Genomic DNA, 23376 nt, shown 5'->3' with positions numbered 1-23376 from the left:
AATATCAATAACAACTATCTTATTATAAAAACGCTTGAGTTTCTAATATTAATTTAATTCCTTATTGGCTTTTTGGATAAAATCATTCCATTGTTTATTCAAATGCTCTATGGCATTCTTTTTTTCATTCTTATTCAAAGAAGAATAATTAATGGAATTGAAGACCAGTTTTTTCAGTGCTTTTACATCGAGTTCCCAGTACACAAAGGCTACCCAAAAATCATAGCTAAGGCCATCATACCCATACACAGAAGGATCATCGCTACTAATGGAACATTGTACCCCGTTGCTCATTAAAACTCTTGCAGGATGATTTCTCAAATCACTCACATATCCTAAAATCTGATTACTGATTGGGCTTACCTCCACCAGTTTGTTCTGCTTTTTGATCAGCTCCATTGTTTTCGGAAAATAGATCAGATTAAGGCCATGCCCAATTCTTTGGTTGTTCAGTAATGCAATATCCAGAACGTTTTTATTAAAGACAGAATTACTTTCACCTGCATGAAGAAAAAGAGGCAGTTCTACTCCATATTTTTTATTGAGTTCATTAAGCTTTACCCAATTGTCCTGAAAGAAATTAATGCTTTTACCCGTAGCCTCATCTGCAACCAGATCAAAACCAGAGATCATGTCCGGAAATTCTTTCTTAAGTTTGAAAGCAGTTTCTAGTTCTTTTTCAATTCTTTCGTTATCGAAAAACTTAAAGCTTGAGTAAATTAACTTCAGGCTAAATTCAGGATTGGACTTGTGCATTTCTTTAACAAGATCCTGTAAATCCGTAATGGATGTTTTTAAAGGATATTTTCCATGTTGAAAATCATAGAGTTCTTCAAAAATATACCTGATTTCTACATGCTGAACTTTATCTTTTGCCAGATCCTGAAAGCCCTTTAAGTAGTATTCTTTGAAAAAGGGACGGTAAGGGAGCAGCAGATTAATCCTTTGGAAGCGTTTTTCAAACTCAATCCAATAGTCTGTGTAAGAACATAGGTTATCTCGTTTAAGAGTAAGAAGTTCTATCAGTTCTTTCTCAAAATCCGGATGTGATGCTAATTTTTGATTAAGATTTACAAATCCTTTCGGAACTTTTCCATTTTCGAAAAAAGCCATCTGACCAAAGATGAATTCTTTAGTATCATCCTGATCATAAACGTAACATTCTTTATATTTTCTTGCTGCAGCAATCACCCATTTTGCGTTTGCCAGACCTCCACTATGGGTATGCAGCAGGCCTCCTTTTGGCATAGTTTGAATGAGATTAAACAGTCTACTGCTTTCTATTAATGGCTTTATTTCATTAAAAGAACTGTTATATAAAGGTATTTTTTGTTTTTTTGTTTCAGCAATAAAGTCATTTCTCAGCTGAAATAGTTTTTTATCCAATATTGTTTCAGCATCAGATAGTTTTATGTCTGCATCAAAAGCGAGCGCTTCATTTTCCTGCTCTAATAACGTCCAGTTTTGTTGATAGCCGGACTTTTCAATCGATCTATTTTGAGCTCCAAACAAAGGAAAGCCCAATAATAAAATATAAGTAAAGTATTTTTTCATAATAGTGCTGAGCTTGCATTTAACAAAAGGCTTTGTAAATACAGCTATTCAAAAATATAATTTTTTTTTATTGTAAAAGAATTTCAACCTGAAAAACAAGTAACAAAAACATTTAACGACAACATCATTTGTAATCCATGGGTTTCTCCTAGCCCCGATAGTAACGGTTACCCCGCAACAGGCAGCTGTTATTTACATGGGCGTGAGGAGTATGAGTGGATAGCGGGATAAAGCTCCCTTATAATGTAATTGGGCTACAAAATACGCAAAAAGTCTATAAAATCAATAGACTAATGTTATTAATTTTTATTCATGTGTTAAAATGAATTTTTTTGACATTTTTTTAACACTTTAAAAGCAAAACACAATATGTTGTAAATCAGAATATTAATCAACTTAAAATTGGTAAATTTTTTAAATTTCCGCATTACCCTACTAAATTAGTCGACTTATATGATATTTCTCATATACCCTATTTGCGGGGGTTCACGAATAAATAAATAATTTTGACCCAGTTAAAAAAATAAACTCTATTCTCATGAATAAGAATGACTTTAATTCTTACCTACACACTATCGTGGCTATAACATCTGTTCAACATTCGTGTTGTACGGAAAATGGTCTTTCACTGCACATTATCACTTCTAAGGACATGTGTTTTGAATCTATGATGTGTAAAATGATGATGCGATAAATCCTCGAAGAAATATGCACATTATTGTAGGAATTAAAGCCCGATAAGCTCAAGGCCTATTTAATCCGGGTACACCTCCTCTATTTTAACATTTTCTTTCTAACACCTCCCTGAAAAAGGAGGCAGGGGATCTATTTTTCCTATTGGGAAGATAAATAGTGATACACACATTCAATTTTTTAAACCTAAGATTAATATAATGAGAAAAAAACAATGCAAACTAGGTGTATTGGCCGTGCTCTTATTCGCGGAATATGGCTTTGCACAGAAAAAAGACAGTCTTTCTCAGGAGACGTCCATCAAGGAAGTAGTGGTGGTCGCTTTTGGAAAGCAGAAAAAGGAAGAAATAACGGGATCGGTACAGTCTTTAAAGACAAAGGATCTGTCTAATCTTCAAAATGGAAATGTTCTTCAGGGAATTGGGGGTAAGGTTGCCGGTGTACAGGTAATTTCTTCCGGCCAACCGGGTTCTCAGCCTACAATAAGAATGAGAGGAATTGGTTCTATCAATGCTTCCAGTGATCCTTTAATTGTGTTGGACGGGATTCCTTACAATGGTGATCTGAACAGCATTTCTTCCTCTGATATTGAGAGTATTTCCTTTCTTGAGGATGCTTCTTCCAATGCATTATACGGTTCCAGAGGAGCCAATGGAGTTATTATTGTGAATACCAAGAGAGGTAAAAGCAAAGGGCTGCATATTGAAGCGGATGTAAAAACCGGAGTCAATTTCAGATCCATTGAGGATTATTCAGTGTATACTTCACCTCAGGATTATTATACTGCATATTATAACAGGGCAAGAATTGGAGAGATTGCAAGGTTAACCCAACCAGGAGCAACTCCATCAGCCAATACCCCCCATGAAGAAGCACTTAAAGCACTAAACGGCCTGGGATACAATGTATATAATGTTCCTTTTAACAAGTTAATAAGACAAGACGGATCGTTTAACCCTGAAGCTCAATTATTGTATCAGGATGACTGGAAAAAGTTACTTTTCAAGCCTGCATTAAGGAGAGAAGCCACCGTGGGAATCAATGCCAGTGGTGATCAGCTGAAATCTTACACCTCCCTTAATTATCTGGATGACAAGGGTTATCTGATTTCTTCAGGATTTGAAAGATTCGGGATAAGATCTAATCTGGATTATACCATCACTCCAAAGCTGAAGTTAACAAGTGCCCTTTCTTATACCTACAGCCAACAGAATTTTGGAGAAACAGGTGGTTTTTCTAACCCGTTTCAGTTTGCCAGAAATATATCTCCTTTTTATCCTGTTTTTCTTAGAAATGACAATTATCAAATGGTATATGATAATGGTGGAAATCCGTTATACGACTATGGTGACGGGCAGGGTCCCAATGGAGCTACCAGATCCTATGCTGTTTTTGAAAACCCTGTAGGAAATTTACAAAAGGATAAATCTCAAACCACCAGTAATATTGCCAATATCAATCTGGGGTTAAACTATGAAATTATTAAAGGACTGGATTTCACCTATAATTTTGGAGCCTATCTTGAAAACCTAAAGAATCTTCAGTTTGGAAATACGGAGGGAGGAACTTCTTCATCTGTGGGAGGAACTATTTCTAAGGGATCTATATTTAAGTACACACTGAATCATCAGCAATTGCTTACCTATCAAAAGAAGATTGATAAGCACAGCTTTAATATCCTTATTGGTCATGAACTAAACAAGATAAAAAGTGAGGGATTCTCCGGAACAAAGCAGCAGCTTCTATTACCTAACTCATTGTCTTTTGATAATGCCGTAAAGATAACAGACCTTTCCGGAAATGGCTATGAATATGCTGTGGAAGGATATTTCTCAAGGTTACTTTATAATTATGACGGTAAGTATTTCTTTAATGCCAATATTCGTAGGGACGGTTCTTCTGTTTTTTCTCCGGAGAGCAGATGGGGTAATTTTTATGGGTTGGGTCTGGCATGGAACGTTACTAAAGAGAATTTCCTTAGAGACAATAGGGTCATTAGCAACTTAAAATTAAAGGTTTCTTATGGACAGCAGGGAAATGACAACATCCTTCTGGACAGTACCACAAGGGATTACTATGCTTATCAGGACATCTACGGAATCAACAATTTTGGGGATGACAAACCTGTTCTCTCTCTTAAAAAACAAGGAAATAAAGACTTAAAATGGGAAACCTCCAAGAACCTGAATGCCGGTTTTGAGCTCTCTCTTTTAAATAACAGAATCAATTTAAATGCTGATTATTTTGAAAGAAAGGTATCAGATATGATCTATACGCTTCCTTTGCCTATATCCAATGCGGGTTCTTATGTGAAGTATGGGAATATCGGGGACATGACCAACAGAGGAGTTCAGGCTAACATTAATGTAGATTTGGTTCATACAGAACAACTTCAATGGAATGTTTATGCAAATGCCACTCACTATAAAAACAAAATCACAAAGCTTCCTGCTGAACAAAGAAACACAGGACTTGTAACGGGGTTATTCATCTTAGCTGAAGGTGGGGACAGATATACCTATTACTTAAAAGAGTTTGCAGGGGTAAATCCTAAGAATGGAGACGCTTTATGGTACCGTACTTCCATTAATCCTACTACTCAACAGGCAGAGAAAACCATTACCAACAATTACAAGGAGGCAACCGATTATAATACAGGAAAATCAGCAATTCCAAAGGTATACGGTGGATTTGGAACGGATATTACCTACAAGAGATTCAGTCTGGCCGTTAATTTTGCCTACCAGTTTGGCGGATATGGTTATGATGATATTTACAGAAGCTTATTCCATTCTAATACTTACGGTTCTAATTACACAACTGATCTGGATAAAACGTGGACGCCGGAAAACCCAAATGCAGCCTTACCACGTGTTGACCTGACTTCTACTAGCCAGAATGATAACTCAACACTTTATCTGATAAAATCGGATTATATCAGTCTTCAGGATGTTACATTAGGATATCAGCTTCCTGATGGTTTTGCTCAGCAGGCAGGCTTATCGGGATTAAAGATTTATCTGACAGGAAACAATCTTTATCTATGGTCTAAAAGAAAGGGATATGATCCAAGAGCTTCTTTAACAGGAGTATCTGATCCATACAAATACTCTCTCTTATCAAGTGTTTCCCTTGGTTTTAAACTAACATTTTAAAAAGAAATTATGAAAACAATAAAATACTTTATAGCAGCCATAGGTATCAGCCTCCTTACCAACAGCTGTGCCAATGATCTGAATACTTTGCCGGAAAGTGATATTTCTGGTGAACAGCTGAATGACGATCAATCTAAACCTGAAAAAATACTGGGCGGGATCTATCTGGATCTTCGAAGCAACGGAGCCGCAGGTACAACTCTTCATTCCGACTTTGGAATTATGGCTATAAAAGCAGGTGCAGACCTGATGTCTAATGATGTGATACAAGCTAAAAACCAGCATTTGGGCATGTTCTATAATTATGATGCCACCAATGCCAGCAATTCGGCCTCAGAGATCGTTTGGACCACTTTTTATGCAAGGATATTTGTAATTAATAAGCTTCTTGATGATTTAAAAAATGATAATAGTTCTAAAAACAGAGCTATTAAAGGGCAGCTCCTTGCCTTAAGAGCCTATTCCTACTTTTATCTCGTTCGTTTTTACGCCAATGATTATAAAGGACACCAATCCGAACCGGGAGTACCTCTTGTTCTTACAAGCAGCAATCCTAGTCAGGGACTTCCAAGATCAACAGTATCTGAAGTATACGGACAAATCACTAAAGACATAGAAGAATCCATAGTACTGCTGGATAGCTTTGCGCGTCCATCCAGAGCTCAGATAGACCAGAGAACTGCAAAAGCCATTGCTTCTGAAGTATTTCTACAAACCGGAGACTATGCTAAGGCAGGAAAATACGCTGAAGAAAGCAAACAGGGTATTGCTTTGATGACAGAAAATGAGTACACGTCCACAGGATTTTCCACCATCAATAATCCTGAGGTTATTTGGGGGTTCCATAATACAATTTCTACGATGAGTATCGGAAACTACTATGCTTCTTTTTTCTCAATGTTTGACAATACTAATGAAGGATATGCTGGAGCTGCCCAAATCTACAAGCTGATAGATAAGCGTCTGTATGAAGCCATTCCGGAAACAGATTACCGTAAAAAGGTATTCAACGGAAGCCAGGGAGCCAAGTATACCTTTAACGGAAAGACCAAAAACTATCCTGCCTATGTGAGCTGGAAGTTTAAGGATCCTAGCCTTTTTGAAGGAGATTACATCTACCTCAGAGCCTCCTCTCTATATTATGTACAAGCAGAAGCTCTTGCAAGACAAGGAAGAGAAGCAGAAGCCAAGCAGGTATTATTTGACATCGCTTCCAAAAGAGATAAGGCCTATAACCTATCATCTAAGACAGGAAATGATCTGATTAATGAAATCATCCTGCAAAAAAGAATTGAGCTTTGGGGTGAAGGATATGCCTGGTTTGATATGAAAAGACTTAATACTCCTTTAGAAAGAATATACACAGGAACAAACCATACGTTTGGAAGATTTAACCTGACACCGGATAAATTCAGATTCCAAATACCAAATAAAGAGATTAATAATAACCCGCAAATCAAACAGAATGAATAGATAGACATTAGCAAAAATTACAATTTTAATATATTTCAAGTAAGGCACCATTTCAATACAAATGGTGTCTTTTTATTAAAATTCGGTTACTTTTCCGTGAGAAACTTGTATCGGGCAATCAAAATATCAAGAATTCCGACACAAAAATAGAAGAAGCCTCCAAACAGCATATTGGTAAGGATATCCCGGTCTGAATAAAATTTAAGCGAAAACATCGACAACAGCAAAACTGCAAACCACAGCAGCAGTTTTACAGCAAAAACACTCGCGATTCTTGCAATCATTTCCCCATCTTTTACCGTGAATGACTGAATAAGGCACTGAACTAATGTAATCACATATCCGTAAAAAAGTTCTTTTTGCTCAAACAGATCGAATGTGTAAAAATAAAGAACCGGTCCCGAAAGAATCAAAAGTCCAATAACGCCTTTCAGCAGAACGTTAGCCTTAAATTCTTTAGAAAAAATAAAGGAGGCAAAAATAAATAAAGGATACACCAGAAAAACCGAATACAACATATACTTGTAAGTCAGAAGTTCCTCCGTTTCCTTTCCATCCGAAAGCCAAAACAATCGAAAATATAAAAATGAAAGGTAGAATGAATTCAACCAAAAAACTACTGACAACGGTCTATTTCTCATAGAATATGATCATAAATTTACACATACTGAAAATAGTAAACGATCCTCAAGGAGGTTGGATGAATTTATAAAAAACAAATGACACCATTTATTTTAAATGATGTCATTTTATACAATCTTGATTTTCAATAGAAATCTCTTTTCTTTATATCTATTGAATTAAAAGCTAAAAAAATTCTAGCCACAACTATATTTATAACGCTCAATAAGTGTTTTTCGTATTCGTGTACATTATTTTCATGATTAAAGATTTTGAAACCAGCATTAAACATTGATTTAATTGGTTTATCATAGACCCACTAATTTATTATAAAAAGCAACCTGAGTCTGTATGTAAAATTTATTAAAGCTGTTTAAACTTTTTTAATAAACCACAAAGCAGATACAAAAGCTTTTTAAACACTTAAGCTATTTAAGTGATCTACTTTGTGTACAAGGAAGGACACTCAAGTTTTGTTGAAAATCAAAGATTTTCATCTTTTGTGAACTTAATTGTGCAGTATTTCCTTACCCTTTCTAAAGTGTACTAAAGTGTTAAAAAAATAAAACCCTTTGTGACTTTTGTGGTTAAGTTTAAACAGACTTATTAATAAAATCTTGAAGAACCATAAAAAAAGAATGGGAAATACATATATTTGAGATCAAAAATTATTGCAAATAACCATCACAAAATGAAATCAAGAACAATTATTTTCACCTTGTTTATTCTACTTTTAAGTCTACCCCTTTTTTCACAAACCCATACTAATACGGAATTAAAAAAAATAATAGAATCCATCATTGCAGGTAAGAAAGCTGATGTAGGGGTATCCATTATGGAAACTCCTAAAAAAGAGGTCATACAGATTAACGGAAGTAAGTTTTACCCCATGCTGAGTACTGTAAAGTTCCATATTGCTCTCTCCGTTCTTCATCAGATAGAAAAAGGTGAACTTTCTCTTCAACAAAAGATTTACATCAAAAAAGAAGAACTTCTGGAAAATACATGGAGCCCATTTCAAAAAGAACATCCTGAGGGTAATATTGAACTTACTTTAGAAGAAGCAATGAAATGGATGGTTTCCTATAGTGACAATAATCTAACGGATATTCTTCTGCGATTAATTGGAGGTCCCCAAACGGTTCAAAAATTCATCAATAGTAAAGAATTTGTCATTAAAAATGATGAAGAAGGGATGCACAAAGATTGGGACTCCCAATTTATCAATGTAACAACACCCAACGAAGCCATAAAGTTACTCGAACAGTTCTACAATGGAAAACTTCTAAACAAAGAACATACAAAATGGCTGTACACTGCCATGCTTAACAATGCATCAGGAGCCAAAAGACTTAAGGCCCATCTTCCCAAGAACTTTAAAATAGCGCATCGCACAGGAACTTCCTTTACCAACGATGCCGGAATGACAGGGGCTGTGAATGACTTCGGGATCGTTGAGCTTCCTGAGAAAAAAAGAATATACATTGCTGTTTTTGTACACAATAGCTACGAAAGTTTTGATAATACAGAAGCCATCATTGCAGATATTGCCAAGGCAACCTATGATTATTACAGTAAAAAATAAATCCATGACCCAAACAAAATTACTTCTCACAATAACTATTTCTGCACTATTATCCATCAATACAAAAGCACAGAAAACCACGCTGTATTCTCGTCAAATAGACAGCATAGTGACGGCTTCTACTCCATTGAAATTCAATGGTGTTGTTTTGGTTTCTCAAAATGGAAAAACAAAATACCTGAAAGCAAATGGCTATATGGATTTCGATAAAAAGATTCCCCTAAAAGCAGACGATCAGTTTGAAGTCATGTCAAACTCAAAGCAAATTACTGCTGTTTTGATTCTACTGGCTGCAGAACAGGGAAAGCTTGACCTACAGACCCCTATCAAAAAATACATACCTGCCATTACCCAGTCTTGGGCAGATTCAGTAACCATTCACCACCTTCTGAATCATACCCACGGAATTGTTGATCTGAATAAACCGGTCTCATTCAAAGCAGGTTCACAATTCAAATATGGAAACCTGTCCTATATGCTTTTAGGAGAAATTCTTAAAAACACAACGGGTAAAAGCTTTACAGAGCTGGCGAACTCTCTTTTTAAAAAGTTAAAAATGGAGAAAACATTTATTTATAACACTACAAACAAGCAATCTCTTGTTCCCGGTTATATGAGTGAGAACAATCAATTCAAGAAGGTTGAAAATTCCTTTTTAAATGATGACATTGCTCCTGCAGCAGGAGTTATTTCCACGGTTCAGGATCTTGCAAAATGGGATGAGGCACTGTTTAAAGGAAAACTTCTTTCTCCAAAATTTCAAAATTTAATTCTTACCCCATCTACTGTGTCCCAACACAATGTTTTCGGAAAAGAAAGCATGGGGTTTGGCTACAATATACGTTTCATTAAGGAATCTGGCCTTGATTATTACGCCGTAACGGGTCTTGGCGACGGATTTACATGCCTCAATGTATATTTTCCGTCCACAGATACCAGTTTAATTGTTCTTGAAAATCAAATGCCAAAAAACAGTGAACATTGGAGTTTTAAAGAAGCTGCCATCAAAAATGCAGTTCTGAAAAGTATAACTGCAAAATAGCTCTGACAGTATATCATCAACAACAGCATAAAAAAGGCAGTTTCTATTTGGGGCTGCCTTTTTCTTACTTCAAATATTTTATTTCCTATCAAATTTTTAGGATTGCTGGAAAAAACACTAAGATTCTGAAACAAATGACCTTGATAAGGCGCAAAGATTTCACCTCCGATAAAATTAAATATTGCATATTTTAGGTTCTAATCATTTCATTTAAACTAAAACCATTCATAATCCTTGCTGAAAATCAAGGATTTTCTTGCGCCTTAAAAAGAGTAAGCCATTAAAAATTCCCTGCACCTTTGCATTGATCCATTTTTTTTAAAATAAATTACAGAGAATTATCTTTCAATACTTTTGATTTAATCACTGAAAAAGGCTTTTCAATTACAAACCTGTACACAATGCCACCCGAAATACAGGCTAGAAAACAGACAATCAAACCTACATTATCCGAAGTCTGAATGCCAAAACGGTCAAAAATATCCTGAACAATATGAATAATCCCTTTATGTGAAAGGTAAATAGCATAAGACAAGGCTGCCAGTTGTGAGCTAATGTAAAACTTCCTCCGTGAAAGAAATGAAGACTTTGAAATAGCAGACATAACGATCATGCCATAGCTAACAGCCACCAGCGTAAACCCAAATACAGAAGCATTCTTTGAACCTTGTTCATTGCATATCCAAAATGAAAAACCCAATAACACAATCCCTAACAGAAAGAGTTTATTTCCCTGACAATGAACCATATTTTTAAAAGATGAAGAATATTGCATTAAATACCCAATCAAAACACCTGTCCCCAGTCCATCCAACCTTGTATGGGTCGGATAGTATATCTTCATGTACCATGAGCGCCAGAATTCCAAAGAATTATAATCCAGAGCAGCAATGGCTCCATCCCATGCTACCCATCTTAGCATCATTGAAAAAACAATTAAAAAAATGATTAAAACAGCAAGATATTTAAACATTTTTGTAGAGGCTAAAACCAAAATCAGTAAAGGAAGTACAAGATAAAACTGCTCTTCAATGCACAAAGACCACGCATGAGAAAATGTGCCCTGATCAATGACATCCAAGCCATAATTCTGAGTAAATGTGATGAACTTCCATAAAGGCGGCAATGCTTCCCTTTCTCTGAAAAAAGGTATGGTAAAATAGAGTAAAACAGTAAAAAAATAGGAGGGAAAAATTCTAAAAAAACGTTTGATATAAAATGTTTTCAAACGGATAGCTCCCCTACCTTCCATTTCCCTAAATAACTGACTTGAAATAAGAAAACCACTTAAAACAAAAAACAAATCAACACCCGTCCAGCCAAACTTTCCTATAGTTTCAACCCAAACAGGATGTTTAAAGGCACGATAGTGATACATTAAAACCAGTAAAATAGCTAATGCTCTCAGGTGATCTAACCCATAAAATCTTCCAGCTCGTTCTGCGCTCATATTTTTTACTGCAAATGTTGTTAAATCCTTTTGTGCTTTTTAAATAGAAGTACAGAAACCATTCAATTCAATGTCAATGGTAAAATATGGAGTCTGCATATTAACAGGTACTATTGGTCATTATTTTATTGTTATTTACTTCCTATTCATGCATTCTATTTTAAGTTTTCCTATTTTTGAAGATGATGAAAACCGGAACAGGAACCCATTTCAGACAAAATCTATACTTCCAGGTATTCTTCTGGGTCGCTTTATTTTTGTTTGGAATTGCAAGATCCTATGGTGAGTATAGCGATGGAGTTCTTAAGGAGTTGGTTATCTACAATTTCTGCCACTGGATTTTTCAGATTATAGGAGCCAATTATATTTATTATATTTTGATTCTTCATTTCTTTGACCGAAAAAAGTATGTTGAATTTTCAATCGCTCTTGTAGTAAGCCTATATACCATTTCGGTGATCAACAGGGTTTTTATTGTGTATATGGCTGAGCCTTTTTTCATCAACGAATCCAAGGACAGCCTTGCAAGTATCTTTACAGACATTGGATATCTTTTGCTGCATTATACATTTCCAATTATCAGCGGGGCATTTATCTTTATCTCGATCATGTTTATCATACGCTATAAGGACGAAAAGGAAAATACCATGAAGCTGCAAAAGGAAAAGACCGAACTGGAGCTAAAGTCATTGAAATCCCAACTTAACCCTCACTTTTTGTTCAATACCCTGAATAATATCTACTCACTTTCAATCACTCATTCTGACAAGACTTCTCAATCCATCAGCCAGCTTTCGGATATTTTGGATTACATTTTATATAAAGGGCAGAAAAAATGGGTATCTATTGCGGATGAACTTACTATTATTGACCATTATATTGCTTTGGAAAGCCTTCGGTATCCAGATAAAAGGTTAAAAGTTACAAAACAGATCCAAATAAAATCCACAGCTTCCGTTCCACCACTGCTCTATCTTACCCTCGTGGAAAATGCCTTTAAACATGGTGCCGGAAAAAGTTCAGGACCAACAGAAATAAAAATAGAAGTAGAAACCACTCAAAAGCAGGCTATTTTTAAAATTGAAAACACCTTTGAGAGTAATGAAAGCAATAATGAAAAAGGAATTGGACTGCAAAATGTAAGAAGGCAGCTGCAATATCATTATCAGACACATTTTATCTTCAATATTTCTCAGGAAAACAATATTTTTAACGTTGAAATAATCACTCCTGCACACTATGATTAACTGTATCATTGTAGATGACGAACCTCTGGCAGCAACCTTACTGGAAAACCATATTTCCAAGATCGACCATTTTAAACTGGTTGGGAAAGCCGAAAATGCCATGGAAGCCTATAAATTACTTCAGAACCAGACGGTAGATCTGATGTTCCTTGATATTCATATGCCTCACTTAAACGGAATTGATTTTTTAAGATCCCTTTCTCAAAAACCAAAAACCATTTTTACAACTGCATATCGTGATTTTGCCATTGAAGGTTTTGAACTGGAAGCTATAGATTATCTTTTAAAACCGATCACCTTTGAACGCTTTTTCAAATCTGTGGAACGTATCTTAAGAAGCTCTCATTCTAAGGATAATTTTATTATTCTAAAAACAGAGGGGATGCATCGGAAGCTTGCACTTTCTGAAATTGTTTATATCGAAAGTCAGGGAAATGACATTAAGGTGACAATGGCATCCGGTGTAAGTTTTATCTCAAAAAGTAAAATAACGGAACTGGAACTTGCCCTGGCTACAAAAGGTTTTGTAAGAATTCACCGTTCTTTTATGATCAATATAGAACTTGTTTCTGCTTACAATAATAATGAAGTTCATCTGGGAAATCATAAGATTCCGGTCGGAAGGAGTTATAAACAAGAATTTGATACTTTTATATCTTTTATATTAAAAAACAAAATATTATAGCCGTTTATTAATAATCAATTATCAATACATCATTTATATTTAGTTCTAAAATTTCGCCACTTTCAATATTTCTTTAAAGGACTTTTACAATTAAAAAGAAGTTTTCTTAAACTGCTTTTCAAGACATTACATTCAAAATTACCAAGATACCAAAAGAGAAATATTTTCATTAAAAACACATACAACAAACTGATTAACAAATAGTTAATTACAAAAAATTACTATTTAACCCATCTTAAACCTCTTATTGATATTAAAAAAATCATTACTTTTGTACAATTGACTAGAATTGCTTTTTAGCTTTTTTATTAGTAAATTTATGTCCATATTTTTATAAAAAACATTAAAATTCATTATATGAGAAAAATAATTTTATTTATTACATTCATGTTCGGTATTTCGGTTCCCTCTCAGATTAAAGTGTTGAAAAATGTAAGTTTGGTAGAAATTGGCAAAGATAACTCTGTTGGTTTATATAAAAAAGAAGACAAATTTACGATCAACTACCAGGACCTGAACACCAGCAACCTGAATACGATTAGATCTTTTTCATTTCAAAACCTGAATGGAGACGTTGCAGGGCTATATAAACTTATTCTAGATGGTTTTATATCTGTTCCTGAAGAAAATGTAGTATTGGACCTTCCCAATGACATTATTGAGCTTCATTATGAAAAGAACTATGGCCAGCCAACCGTACAATTTATCCAATACATCAACAAAAACCGTAAATACGTTGGAAAATCACAGTTTCTAACGCAAAAGCAGGTTGATAAAATTTTTGGAAGAACCAACGGTAAGTATTCTATGTATGACAAGCCTGCTGCCATTAACCAAGGCACAGCTACAAAAGGTACCAATACGGCTTCTACTGCAACCCCGGCCTCTGGTGGAAGCAAGAAAAAAGCAAGAAAATAATTATAATTTAAAAATATTGCGAAACTCATTCCATCGAATGAGTTTTTTTATTTTATTTTTGCAGAAAGACATTAAAAATTATGCCGCTTCAGATAATCAATTTAACCAAAAAATTTGGTGAACAGACTGCCCTAAACAATATCAATATTTCTATTGACAAAAATGAGATTATCGGTCTTCTTGGTCCCAACGGTGCCGGAAAATCAACATTGATGAAATCCATTGTAGGAGCACTGAAAATTGATCAGGGAGAGATTATTTTTAATGGCTTGAATATTTCCAAAAATGAAATCCAGAGTAAGAAAAAAATAGGTTTTCTTCCTGAAAACAATCCGCTTTATCTGGAAATGTATGTAAAAGAATATCTTCAGTTTGTAGCCAACATTCATAAAATATCGGAATCCAGAGTAGATGAAGTGATTGAACTGGTAGGAATTACTCCTGAAAAATCAAAAAAAATTGGCCAGCTTTCAAAAGGATATAAACAGCGTGTTGGCTTGGCCCAGGCTATCATTCATCAACCGGATCTGTTAATTCTCGATGAACCTACCAACGGATTGGATCCTAATCAAATTCTGGAAATCAGAAATGTGGTAAAAGAAATTGGCCAGCAAAAAACAGTTTTACTTTCCACCCACATTATGCAGGAAGTGGAGGCACTTTGCTCAAGAGTTATTCTTATTCATAAAGGAAATATTCTTCAGGACTGCCCTATAGATGAGTTCAAGGGTAAATTCAACAGTCTGGAAGAGGCCTTTGCCAGCTATACTGCCGTTTCAAATTAAAATAACAGATTTTAAATTATTAAGACTATATAAGGTCTGTTTTTCATATGAAAAGCAGATAAGATCTCTTTTCAACGTAATAGATTTTAATCACTTTATTTTTTACATTAAAAAAATCTGCTTAATCTGCCAGATCTACGAGATAATAATTTTTACAGATCAAGGTAAAGACTCATCGATAATCAGTAAGTATCATACATTACATAGTTTAAAAAAAATATTATAATCTAAAAACATTCTCCATCCGAAAAGGTAAATATAATGGAGAAGTTTTTGCATTAACTTTTTCATCATCATAATTCCAAAAAAATGGTGTCATATTTGATGATGTTTGAAATGTTAACCAATAACCATTATAATATGATTAAGTATTTCTTATTAGGAGCATTTACTTTAGCTCAGTTTTCTTTTGTGTACGCCAAGGAAATCCCGAATGATTTAAAAAGCAACTCCATTTCTTATCATCCTGCTTTTCAAAAAATACCCAAAACGGTAATCATTAAAACCAAAAAATTTAAGATTAGAATAGATAAGCAGCCTAATGGCAGATATCTTTATCAATCCTGGAATGCGGGTGCAAAAATAACTGCTAAACCAAGCATGATTATCAGTAATGGCGAGCTAATTCCTGATGGAACAGGAGGAAATTATTATATCAGCTTTAATAATGAGGGGCACAACTATCAGGTATGGAGAAATTACCTTACGGATTCAGCCAAAAAAGCACCTTATACATTGGTTGTTTATGATACAAATGATCAGGAAATTGTTCGTCAGGACGGACAGGTAGTAAAAAATTAATATAAGATTAGTTTGAATACATGCTGGAAGAGAAATATCTTTTCCGGCATCTTTTATTAGGCACCGGATTGGCTTAGTCCTATCATAAAACGACTGCCATCATAACTTTCTTTGGCCGCTTCATATCCGATATTAAAAATCTGTTCCAAACGGTCTTTTCCGCGTTCAAAGGTGCCGTAGGTAGCCAACTTTTGGGAAGATATAAACCAGTCACAATAATCGAATTTTACTTTTTCTATTCTGTAGGAAAGTAGATCATAAGAACGGGAGACAATGGCTTTAATGGAGTTCAGATCCTTAATCTTGGCTTCATTGGGTGGTGATACAAACACCCCAATAAGCTTATCACACTCATCCCTGATGATATCGGCAGGAAAATTATTCAGAACGCCTCCGTCACAATACATTTCCTCTCCAATAATGTAAGGAGTTGTAATTCCGGGGATAGAGCATGAGGCGATAATGGCATCAACCACTTCAAAATCTTTGTCAAAAATTTTCTGGGTCCCGCCTACCAGTTCTGTAGCTACGATTTTAACATCAATATCCAGATCACCCAATTTCATTTCATGAAAAATAGGTCTCAAATAGTTTCTGAAAATAACTGAGGAAACCAATCCCGGCTGGTTAAAAGCAAAATGCTTCCAATTGAAAAAATAGACAGAATTGAAAAAATCCAGTATTTCATCTGGTGTTTTTCCGATAGCGTGAAGACATCCCACGATAGAGCCTGCACTGCAGCACGAAAGTGTATCTATTTCTATATTTTTTTCATTTAAGAATTTTAATACCCCTGCATGAGCGATTCCTTTGGTACCGCCGCCTGACAAAACTAGTCCTACTTTCTCAAAATTCATTGAATAAATGTATGAAAACGACTCGATATAATGAGGTTAATTTTTATAAATATGCCGATTTTAAAGTTATTTTAACATAATCTTGTTTTTAATAACGAATGAAAATAATCCTTTTTTTAAAATTACTTAACTTAACTAATCATAAAATACTTTTGTTTTTTGATACAAAACTGTCATATAAAACAAAAAAATACGCCCATCAATATTCATGAGCGTATTCCATTTTAGGCCTATATTTTTAGTCTGATGGTATTATTTCAACAGATATTCCTGCATAAATCTAATCATTGCCAAGCGTTGAAAATCTACATTTTCTTTTTTCCTGAATCCATGGCCTTCGTTTTTGGCTTCAAGGTACCATACTGTTTTCCCTTGTCCTTTCAGTTTATCACGCATTTGGATAGCTTCAGAAACCGGAACTCTTGGATCATTGGTTCCCTGTACAATGAACATTGGTTTTTTAATCTTGTCAATATTATTCAGAGGAGCAATCTTGGTGAAAAACTCGGCCATTTTAGGAATTCTTTCATCACCATATTCCACTCTTCTTAGATCACGTCTGTATTCTTCTGTATTTTTAAGGAATGTATTAAAATCCGAAATACCTACCACATCCATAGAACATCTGATTCTATCCGCATATTCATACGCTGTAGCCAGCGTCATAAATCCGCCGTAGCTGCCTCCTGTAATCATAATTCTATCCTTATCCAGTTCTGGCTGCTGAGCAATCCAGTCTAATAAAGCTCCAATATCTTTTACAGAGTTCATTCTCAAATATCCGTTATCTGCCGCGATATAAGTTTTTCCAAATCCTGAGGATCCTCTCACGTTGGGATAGATCAGGGCAATTCCCATTTCATTCGAGAAATAATTGGAACCTCCCAAAGAATTGGCCATTGATTGTCCTTCCGGTCCTCCATGAATAGAAATTAAAACAGGTCTTTTTCCTGTAAATTTAGCGGGTGCAGGATAATAAAAACCTGTAATCTTCATTCCGTCAAAACTTTTCCAATCAATTAATTTTGGAATAGCCATATCTGCGGGCTGCATTTCTCCCAGCTCACTTTCCGTCCATCTTTCAATATTCTGAGAAGCAAGATTCATTTTATAGATATCTGAACCGGAATTGGCCGTTGATTGTGAAAAATAAACCGTTTTTCCATCTCCGGAAAACTTACCTCCTCCTATAAGCCCAACAGGAATTTTACTCACTGCTGCATATTTCTGTGTATTTGTATCCAAAATATACAGTTTATTGATCCCACTTTCATTGGTAATAAAAGTAAGCTTAGACTTATCTTTAGATAAATCATAACTTTCAACATTCCATGGAATGGAGCTCGTCAGATAATTATTTTTTTTAGTTTTTAAATTAAAAATGGCCAGTCGGCTGAACTCATTGTCACGATCTGTAACGTAGTAAATTTCATCCGGATTTTTCCCGAAAGAGGCATTAAGCTGAACAATTCCTTTTTCTTTTCGATCTGTAACAGGTTCTAGCTTTTTCTTCTCCAAATCGTAGATGTATAGGTAGGAATCGTTAGCAGAGACATATTCTGTGATCAATAGTTTTTTATTATCCTCTGAAATATCATTGATTCCCCAGCCACCGCCTTTCAGTTCTAGAATTGGTTGTGTTTCTTCCGGTTTTAGCGGATTCATGTAGTAAATATCACGATCTCCTCCATTTCTTTTGGTGGAAGTAAAATAAAGCCCGGAACCATCTTTTTTCCAGGTAATTCCGCCATTTTGAGACCTTCCGCCATCGGTAAGAAGTTTAGACTCCATTGTTTTCAGATTCAGGCTGTACAGCTGTCCAAATTCATTACCGCCCGTATCTTTTGAATAAACAAGATATTCTCCTTTTGTAGGTTCATAGGAGGCAGTATTCACAGGTTCTTCAAAGAATGTAATCTGTTTTCTTGCACCCATTGGTGTGATAATCTTATGCAGTTGATTCGTAGATCCAAAACGCGTCACTGCAAGAATCTCTTTACCGTTAGGATGAATATCTGCAAGACTTGCATTTCTACCTTCTGAGTATTTTTTAATGGCTTGTCCTAAAGATTTTGGAATCGGTAATATATTTTCTGCAACGAGATTTTCATTGGGAGTTACAAATTCATTTTTATTTTGTGCCTGGGCAAGTATCCCTGCAAGCATAAAAAGGGCTATGATGGATTTATTTCTCATGTTAAATTTTTACCGAAATTAGTTATTTTTCACAAAAAAACCACAGAGAAAATCTGTGGTTTTATTATAAAAGAGAGGATGTCCTCCTATTTTCATTTTAGATGTGAATCACTTCACCATAAGCTGCTGCTGCTGCTTCCATAATAGCTTCAGAAACAGTTGGGTGAGGGTGAATAGACTTGATGATTTCGTGACCTGTAGTTTCCAGTTTTCTTGCTACTACAGCTTCTGCAACCATATCAGTTACTCCTTCACCAATCATGTGGCATCCTAACCATTCTCCATATTTAGCATCGAAAATTACTTTGATGAAACCATCTGTATTTCCGTTAGCAGTAGCTTTACCACTTGCAGATAGAGGGAATTTACCAACCTTAATTTCGTATCCTTTTTCTTTAGCCTGCTTTTCAGTAAGACCTACAGAAGCTACTTCAGGGTGACAGTATGTACATCCAGGGATATTGCCATAGTCGATTTTCTCAACATGCATTCCTTTGATTTTCTCAACACAAGTGATTCCTTCTGCAGAAGCAACGTGAGCCAATGCCTGAGTTGGGATGATATCTCCGATTGCATAGTAACCAGGTGCTGAAGTTTCGTACCATTCGTTTACCAAAACTCTACCTTTATCTGTCTGGATTCCTACTTCTTCTAAACCAATGTTTTCGATGTTGGCAGCAATACCTACAGCAGATAATAATACATCAGCTTCAAGAGTAATGTTTCCTTTAGCCGTTTTTACGTTTGCTTTTACTCCTTCTCCTGAAGTGTCAACACTTTCTACAGAAGCGTTTGTCATGATTTCAATTCCTGATTTTTTCAGAGATTTCTCTAAGTGTTTAGAGATTTCTTCATCTTCTACAGGAACGATGTTTGGCATAAATTCTACAACAGTTACTTTTGTTCCCATTGTATTATAGAAATCAGCAAATTCTACTCCGATAGCTCCAGAACCTACAACAATCATAGATTTTGGCTGCTCAGGAAGAGATAATGCCTGTCTGTATCCAATTACTTTTTTACCATCCTGTGGTAAGTTTGGCAATTCTCTTGAACGCGCACCGGTTGCAATAATGATGTGGCTTGCAGAATATTCAACTACTTTACCATCTTTATCTGTAACAGAAACTTTTTTACCTTTCTGTACTTTTGCAGTACCAAGAATTACGTCAATCTTGTTCTTTTTCATCAAGAACTCGATTCCTTTGCTCATTTTGCTGGCAACACCACGGCTTCTCTGAATTACATTCGGGAATTCAAAGCTAGCTTCCACTTTATTTAATCCATAATCTTCAGCATGGTTGATATAATGAAAAACCTGAGCAGATTTTAACAAAGCCTTAGTCGGGATACATCCCCAGTTAAGACAAATTCCACCTAAGTTTTCTTTCTCGATAATTGCGGTTTTGAAACCTAATTGTGCTGCTCTGATTGCAGTAACATATCCACCAGGACCACTTCCAATGACAATAATATCGTAATTCATTACTTTAAAAATTTTTATGCGAATTTAAGGAAAAATATTGGATGTTTCATGTTTCTACAAATTGATCTTTAAATGCACAAACATGGTTGTTTTTATTCAATTTTAAATAAAAAAAGAGAACACAAAAGGCGTTCTCTTTCAATAAACTTTATTTTATATTGAGAAATTCTCAAAATCAAAATTATAAAAACGGTTGTTTTCAATTTTAAAAACTGCAAAAAAACGGTGTTATTTAGCCTGTCTAAGCAATCGTTTTTCGGTGGCAAATCTTTGATTTAAGGCTTTCATCTGATCTCTCTTCATCTGTTTGGTGGCAAGTGGATGATTAAGAATCAATTTTTTCTCAACATTATATTTTTTGGTAAGCTCCTGCATTTTAATATTTACCAATTCGCTTTTGGAAGGATGTGGAGGTTCTGGCGGACGTTTTTGGGCAGAAACACTCATTGATAAACCTAATAATAATACCGTTGAAATTAATAACTTTTTCATAATGTTCATATTTTTGAATGCTTTTAATCAATTTATTATCTATTAAATTCATTCTGGTTTACATAAAATGTACATATATCGTACCAATATCTTTTTTACAAATTATAATGCAGGTAAACATGGTACCAATTATTCTGCTGATAAACTTACAATATTGATCTAAACTTACTATAAAAAGTACATGAAAAAATAGTCTAATTATTATGAAGGCTAATGTAATTTCGATGTTCATTATTTGCTGTACAATACAGGATTATAAGTTTTTAACAATCAGATTTAAAACGACATAAGTCACATCACTATATAGAGATTTATGTTAAAAAAACACAAAATATCACTTACCAGTGTATTTTTCGGCTGTTTTTTTTATAATTTTGCCAGAACCCAATTAAAAATAAAAATGTAATGAAAAAATACATCTTGCTTCTATTTCTTGGAGTCATTTCATTAAATGCACAAGTAGGTATTAACACCACAACTCCTAACAGTACTTTAGCAATCAACGGTTCATTGAGGGCAGGTTATAGCCAGGTTACAGCCACAAGCTATACTATATTGCCTACTGATCATTATATAACTTATAATGGAACAAATAATGCGACGTTCACTCTTCCTGTGATAGGAACAGGAACTACAAGCTACACGGGAAGGATTTATAAAATTAAGAACATATCAACATTTGGTATTACCCTTCAGGCATCCAGTGGGAATACACTAAGGATTGACAATACACCGGTTGCTTCATTTGTAATTCCAACAGGAGCCTATGCGGAGGTGGTGAATAATAGTAATACTACTGGTGGAACGTGGGATCTATCATTTACCGTTCTTCCTAAGCCTAGTAACGTAGAAATTTATGGAGCACAGGTATCCATTCCGCCTCATGGAAACGGATCACCGGGCGTTAATGACTGGACAAATCATACGGTTACTACTTATGATACCGGAACGGGAACGGACATATGGTGGGTGATCAGCAAAACTTCAGTAAACAATGCTCATACCGCTTCTTATTCTAATACAAGTAGGATGACTATTGTCTATGAGTATCAAGGCACCCCCTTTAATGTAACCAATATGTACCCTATTCTTACAGCAGGAAATAATTCCAGTTTCCCTGATGTATTTACAGCATCCTTTGTAAGTCTTGCCAATAACGGTACGGGTGGAAGAACCAGACTTACAGTGTCTGTGGCCCGTGTAGACTTTATTGGAACTAACGGAACCAATAACAGTAACTGGACAGGGACTTTCTTGCTGAATCTTTTACTGGCTAGGAAATATTAGAGACTTTAATCATATATTCAAATATCACAAAAGGCTGCTTTTAAAGTGGCCTTTTATGATATTTATTGGTATCCTAACTCTACGATATAAACGGAAATAACTAATTTTTAAATAGTTTAGCAATTACTTCATCAAAGATTGGATATAAAAACCGGAATCCGCTTTTCAAGAGGTTTTCGGGATAGACATTTCTGCTTTTGAGTAATAATTCGGTTTCTGTTTTCATAAATATTGAAGCTAATTCCAACTGCCAGACAGGGGCGTTCATTCCCCATGGAATATTGGTCTGTTTTCTAAGTTTTCTCATCATTTCTTCATTAGATATGGGATTAGGAGCTGTGATATTGACTGTACCAGTAATGTTTTCATTTTGAATAATCCACTCTACCGCTCCGCAAAAATCATCAATATGAATCCAGCTTACCATTTGGTTTCCCCTACCCTGTTTTCCTCCAAGTCCTAATTTTGTAATCATCCGTAATTTTGGAAAGGCTCCTCCGTTATTTCCTAAAACAATAGAGGTACGAAGGGCTACTTTTCTGGTTTCCTCATTTTTAGTTTTAAAAAACTCCTGCTCCCAGCTTTTACATATGTTCATTGAGAAATCATCTCCAATAATACCGCTGTTTTCTGTGTTCAAATGTTTTTCTGAATGTACATAAATGGTTGCTGAACTTGCATTCAACCATATTTTGGGTTTGGTTGTACAAAGATTTACTGCTTCCTGGAGCACTTTGGTACTATCAATTCTTGAGGTATAGATTTCTTTTTTATTCTTTTCATTATACCGGCAATCCACAGATTTTCCTGCAAGATTGATGAGAACATCAGAGTGGTCAAGAATATTTTTCCATTCACCTACGGTTTTCGCATCCCAATAGATTTCATTTTCACGATTGGGTCTACGGGTTAGGATATAGACTTGATTTCCCTTTTCTGTAAAATATTTTTCAAGATTTTCACCCAGAAATCCGGTGCCACCGGCTATAATTATTTTCATTTCAATAGTTTTTTAAATTGGAGATATAAGAAGCAAAGCTTGATGCCAT

18 protein-coding genes are annotated in these 23376 nt (G+C 35.1%); 10 read left to right on the top strand and 8 right to left on the bottom strand.

Annotated features, from left to right (window positions below; genetic code table 11):
- Positions 1-48: 48 nt before the first annotated feature.
- Positions 49-1554 carry an amidohydrolase family protein gene (locus tag C7D53_RS05270; protein WP_228422190.1) on the bottom strand — a complete coding sequence of 502 codons (1506 nt, stop codon included), beginning with the start codon at positions 1552-1554 and terminating at the stop codon, positions 49-51.
- Between the two features lie 893 nt (positions 1555-2447).
- Here C7D53_RS05270 and C7D53_RS05265 point away from each other — a divergent pair.
- Together C7D53_RS05265 and C7D53_RS05260 are read left to right on the top strand one after the other, a co-directional pair.
- On the top strand, positions 2448-5402 hold the full coding sequence (locus C7D53_RS05265; RefSeq protein WP_106915309.1) for a SusC/RagA family TonB-linked outer membrane protein: 2955 nt from the start codon (positions 2448-2450) through the stop codon (positions 5400-5402).
- 9 nt (positions 5403-5411) lie between these two features.
- A complete protein-coding gene (locus C7D53_RS05260; RefSeq protein WP_106915308.1) occupies positions 5412-6875 on the top strand; it encodes a RagB/SusD family nutrient uptake outer membrane protein in 1464 nt (487 codons plus the stop codon).
- A gap of 86 nt (positions 6876-6961) precedes the next feature.
- Here C7D53_RS05260 and C7D53_RS05255 read toward each other — a convergent pair whose 3' ends face one another.
- Complete coding sequence (locus tag C7D53_RS05255) at positions 6962-7516, bottom strand: hypothetical protein (RefSeq protein WP_106915307.1); 555 nt, start codon at positions 7514-7516, stop codon at positions 6962-6964.
- Positions 7517-8187: 671 nt separating this feature from the next.
- Between C7D53_RS05255 and bla the strand changes: the two genes are divergently transcribed.
- Both bla and C7D53_RS05245 read left to right on the top strand, forming a co-directional pair.
- The gene (gene bla / locus C7D53_RS05250) at positions 8188-9081 is read left to right on the top strand and encodes a class A beta-lactamase (protein ID WP_106915306.1); all 894 of its coding nucleotides are present in this window, start codon (positions 8188-8190) and stop codon (positions 9079-9081) included.
- A 4-nt stretch (positions 9082-9085) separates the two neighbouring features.
- Positions 9086-10123, top strand: a complete 1038-nt coding sequence (locus tag C7D53_RS05245) for a serine hydrolase domain-containing protein (protein WP_106915577.1) — start codon at positions 9086-9088, stop codon at positions 10121-10123.
- A 328-nt stretch (positions 10124-10451) separates the two neighbouring features.
- On the opposite strand, the gene C7D53_RS05240 is transcribed toward C7D53_RS05245, so the two are convergent.
- Entirely contained in the window at positions 10452-11573 is a 1122-nt protein-coding gene (locus C7D53_RS05240) for an acyltransferase family protein (protein ID WP_106915305.1), read from the bottom strand.
- A gap of 182 nt (positions 11574-11755) precedes the next feature.
- Here C7D53_RS05240 and C7D53_RS05235 point away from each other — a divergent pair, with 182 nt between their 5' ends.
- From C7D53_RS05235 to C7D53_RS05215, 5 genes are all read left to right on the top strand, one after another.
- On the top strand, positions 11756-12820 hold the full coding sequence (locus tag C7D53_RS05235) for a sensor histidine kinase (protein WP_106915304.1): 1065 nt from the start codon (positions 11756-11758) through the stop codon (positions 12818-12820).
- Complete coding sequence (locus C7D53_RS05230; RefSeq protein WP_106915303.1) at positions 12813-13505, top strand: LytR/AlgR family response regulator transcription factor; 693 nt, start codon at positions 12813-12815, stop codon at positions 13503-13505. The genes C7D53_RS05235 and C7D53_RS05230 overlap by 8 nt, the downstream gene beginning before the upstream one ends.
- Before the next feature lie 357 nt (positions 13506-13862).
- Positions 13863-14423 (top strand): hypothetical protein, encoded by a 561-nt coding sequence (locus C7D53_RS05225; protein ID WP_106915302.1) that lies wholly within the window; start codon positions 13863-13865, stop codon positions 14421-14423.
- A gap of 80 nt (positions 14424-14503) precedes the next feature.
- Positions 14504-15208 carry an ABC transporter ATP-binding protein gene (locus C7D53_RS05220; protein ID WP_106915301.1) on the top strand — a complete coding sequence of 235 codons (705 nt, stop codon included), beginning with the start codon at positions 14504-14506 and terminating at the stop codon, positions 15206-15208.
- Positions 15209-15568: 360 nt separating this feature from the next.
- The gene (locus tag C7D53_RS05215; protein ID WP_162926086.1) at positions 15569-16009 is read left to right on the top strand and encodes a hypothetical protein; all 441 of its coding nucleotides are present in this window, start codon (positions 15569-15571) and stop codon (positions 16007-16009) included.
- A 56-nt stretch (positions 16010-16065) separates the two neighbouring features.
- Here C7D53_RS05215 and C7D53_RS05210 read toward each other — a convergent pair whose 3' ends face one another.
- The 4 genes from C7D53_RS05210 to C7D53_RS05195 form a co-directional block, all read right to left on the bottom strand.
- The gene (locus C7D53_RS05210; RefSeq protein WP_106915299.1) at positions 16066-16866 is read right to left on the bottom strand and encodes a patatin-like phospholipase family protein; all 801 of its coding nucleotides are present in this window, start codon (positions 16864-16866) and stop codon (positions 16066-16068) included.
- Positions 16867-17118: 252 nt separating this feature from the next.
- Positions 17119-19062, bottom strand: coding sequence for a S9 family peptidase (locus tag C7D53_RS05205; RefSeq protein WP_106915298.1), 1944 nt, complete (start codon positions 19060-19062; stop codon positions 17119-17121).
- Positions 19063-19159: 97 nt separating this feature from the next.
- Positions 19160-20548, bottom strand: coding sequence for a dihydrolipoyl dehydrogenase (gene lpdA, locus C7D53_RS05200; protein ID WP_106915297.1), 1389 nt, complete (start codon positions 20546-20548; stop codon positions 19160-19162).
- 228 nt (positions 20549-20776) lie between these two features.
- The gene (locus tag C7D53_RS05195; protein ID WP_228422188.1) at positions 20777-21040 is read right to left on the bottom strand and encodes a hypothetical protein; all 264 of its coding nucleotides are present in this window, start codon (positions 21038-21040) and stop codon (positions 20777-20779) included.
- A 405-nt stretch (positions 21041-21445) separates the two neighbouring features.
- Between C7D53_RS05195 and C7D53_RS05190 the strand changes: the two genes are divergently transcribed.
- Positions 21446-22327 (top strand): hypothetical protein, encoded by an 882-nt coding sequence (locus C7D53_RS05190; RefSeq protein WP_106915295.1) that lies wholly within the window; start codon positions 21446-21448, stop codon positions 22325-22327.
- A 100-nt stretch (positions 22328-22427) separates the two neighbouring features.
- Here the strand turns inward: C7D53_RS05190 and C7D53_RS05185 are convergent, their stop codons facing one another.
- The gene (locus C7D53_RS05185) at positions 22428-23327 is read right to left on the bottom strand and encodes a TIGR01777 family oxidoreductase (protein WP_106915294.1); all 900 of its coding nucleotides are present in this window, start codon (positions 23325-23327) and stop codon (positions 22428-22430) included.
- Positions 23328-23376 lie beyond the last annotated feature (49 nt).

This window comes from Chryseobacterium aurantiacum (assembly GCF_003020585.1).
Taxonomy (GTDB): Bacteria; Bacteroidota; Bacteroidia; order Flavobacteriales; family Weeksellaceae; genus Chryseobacterium; species Chryseobacterium aurantiacum.
The sequence above is the reverse complement of the archived record's forward strand: the minus strand, read 5'-3'. Positions and strand labels throughout refer to the sequence as shown.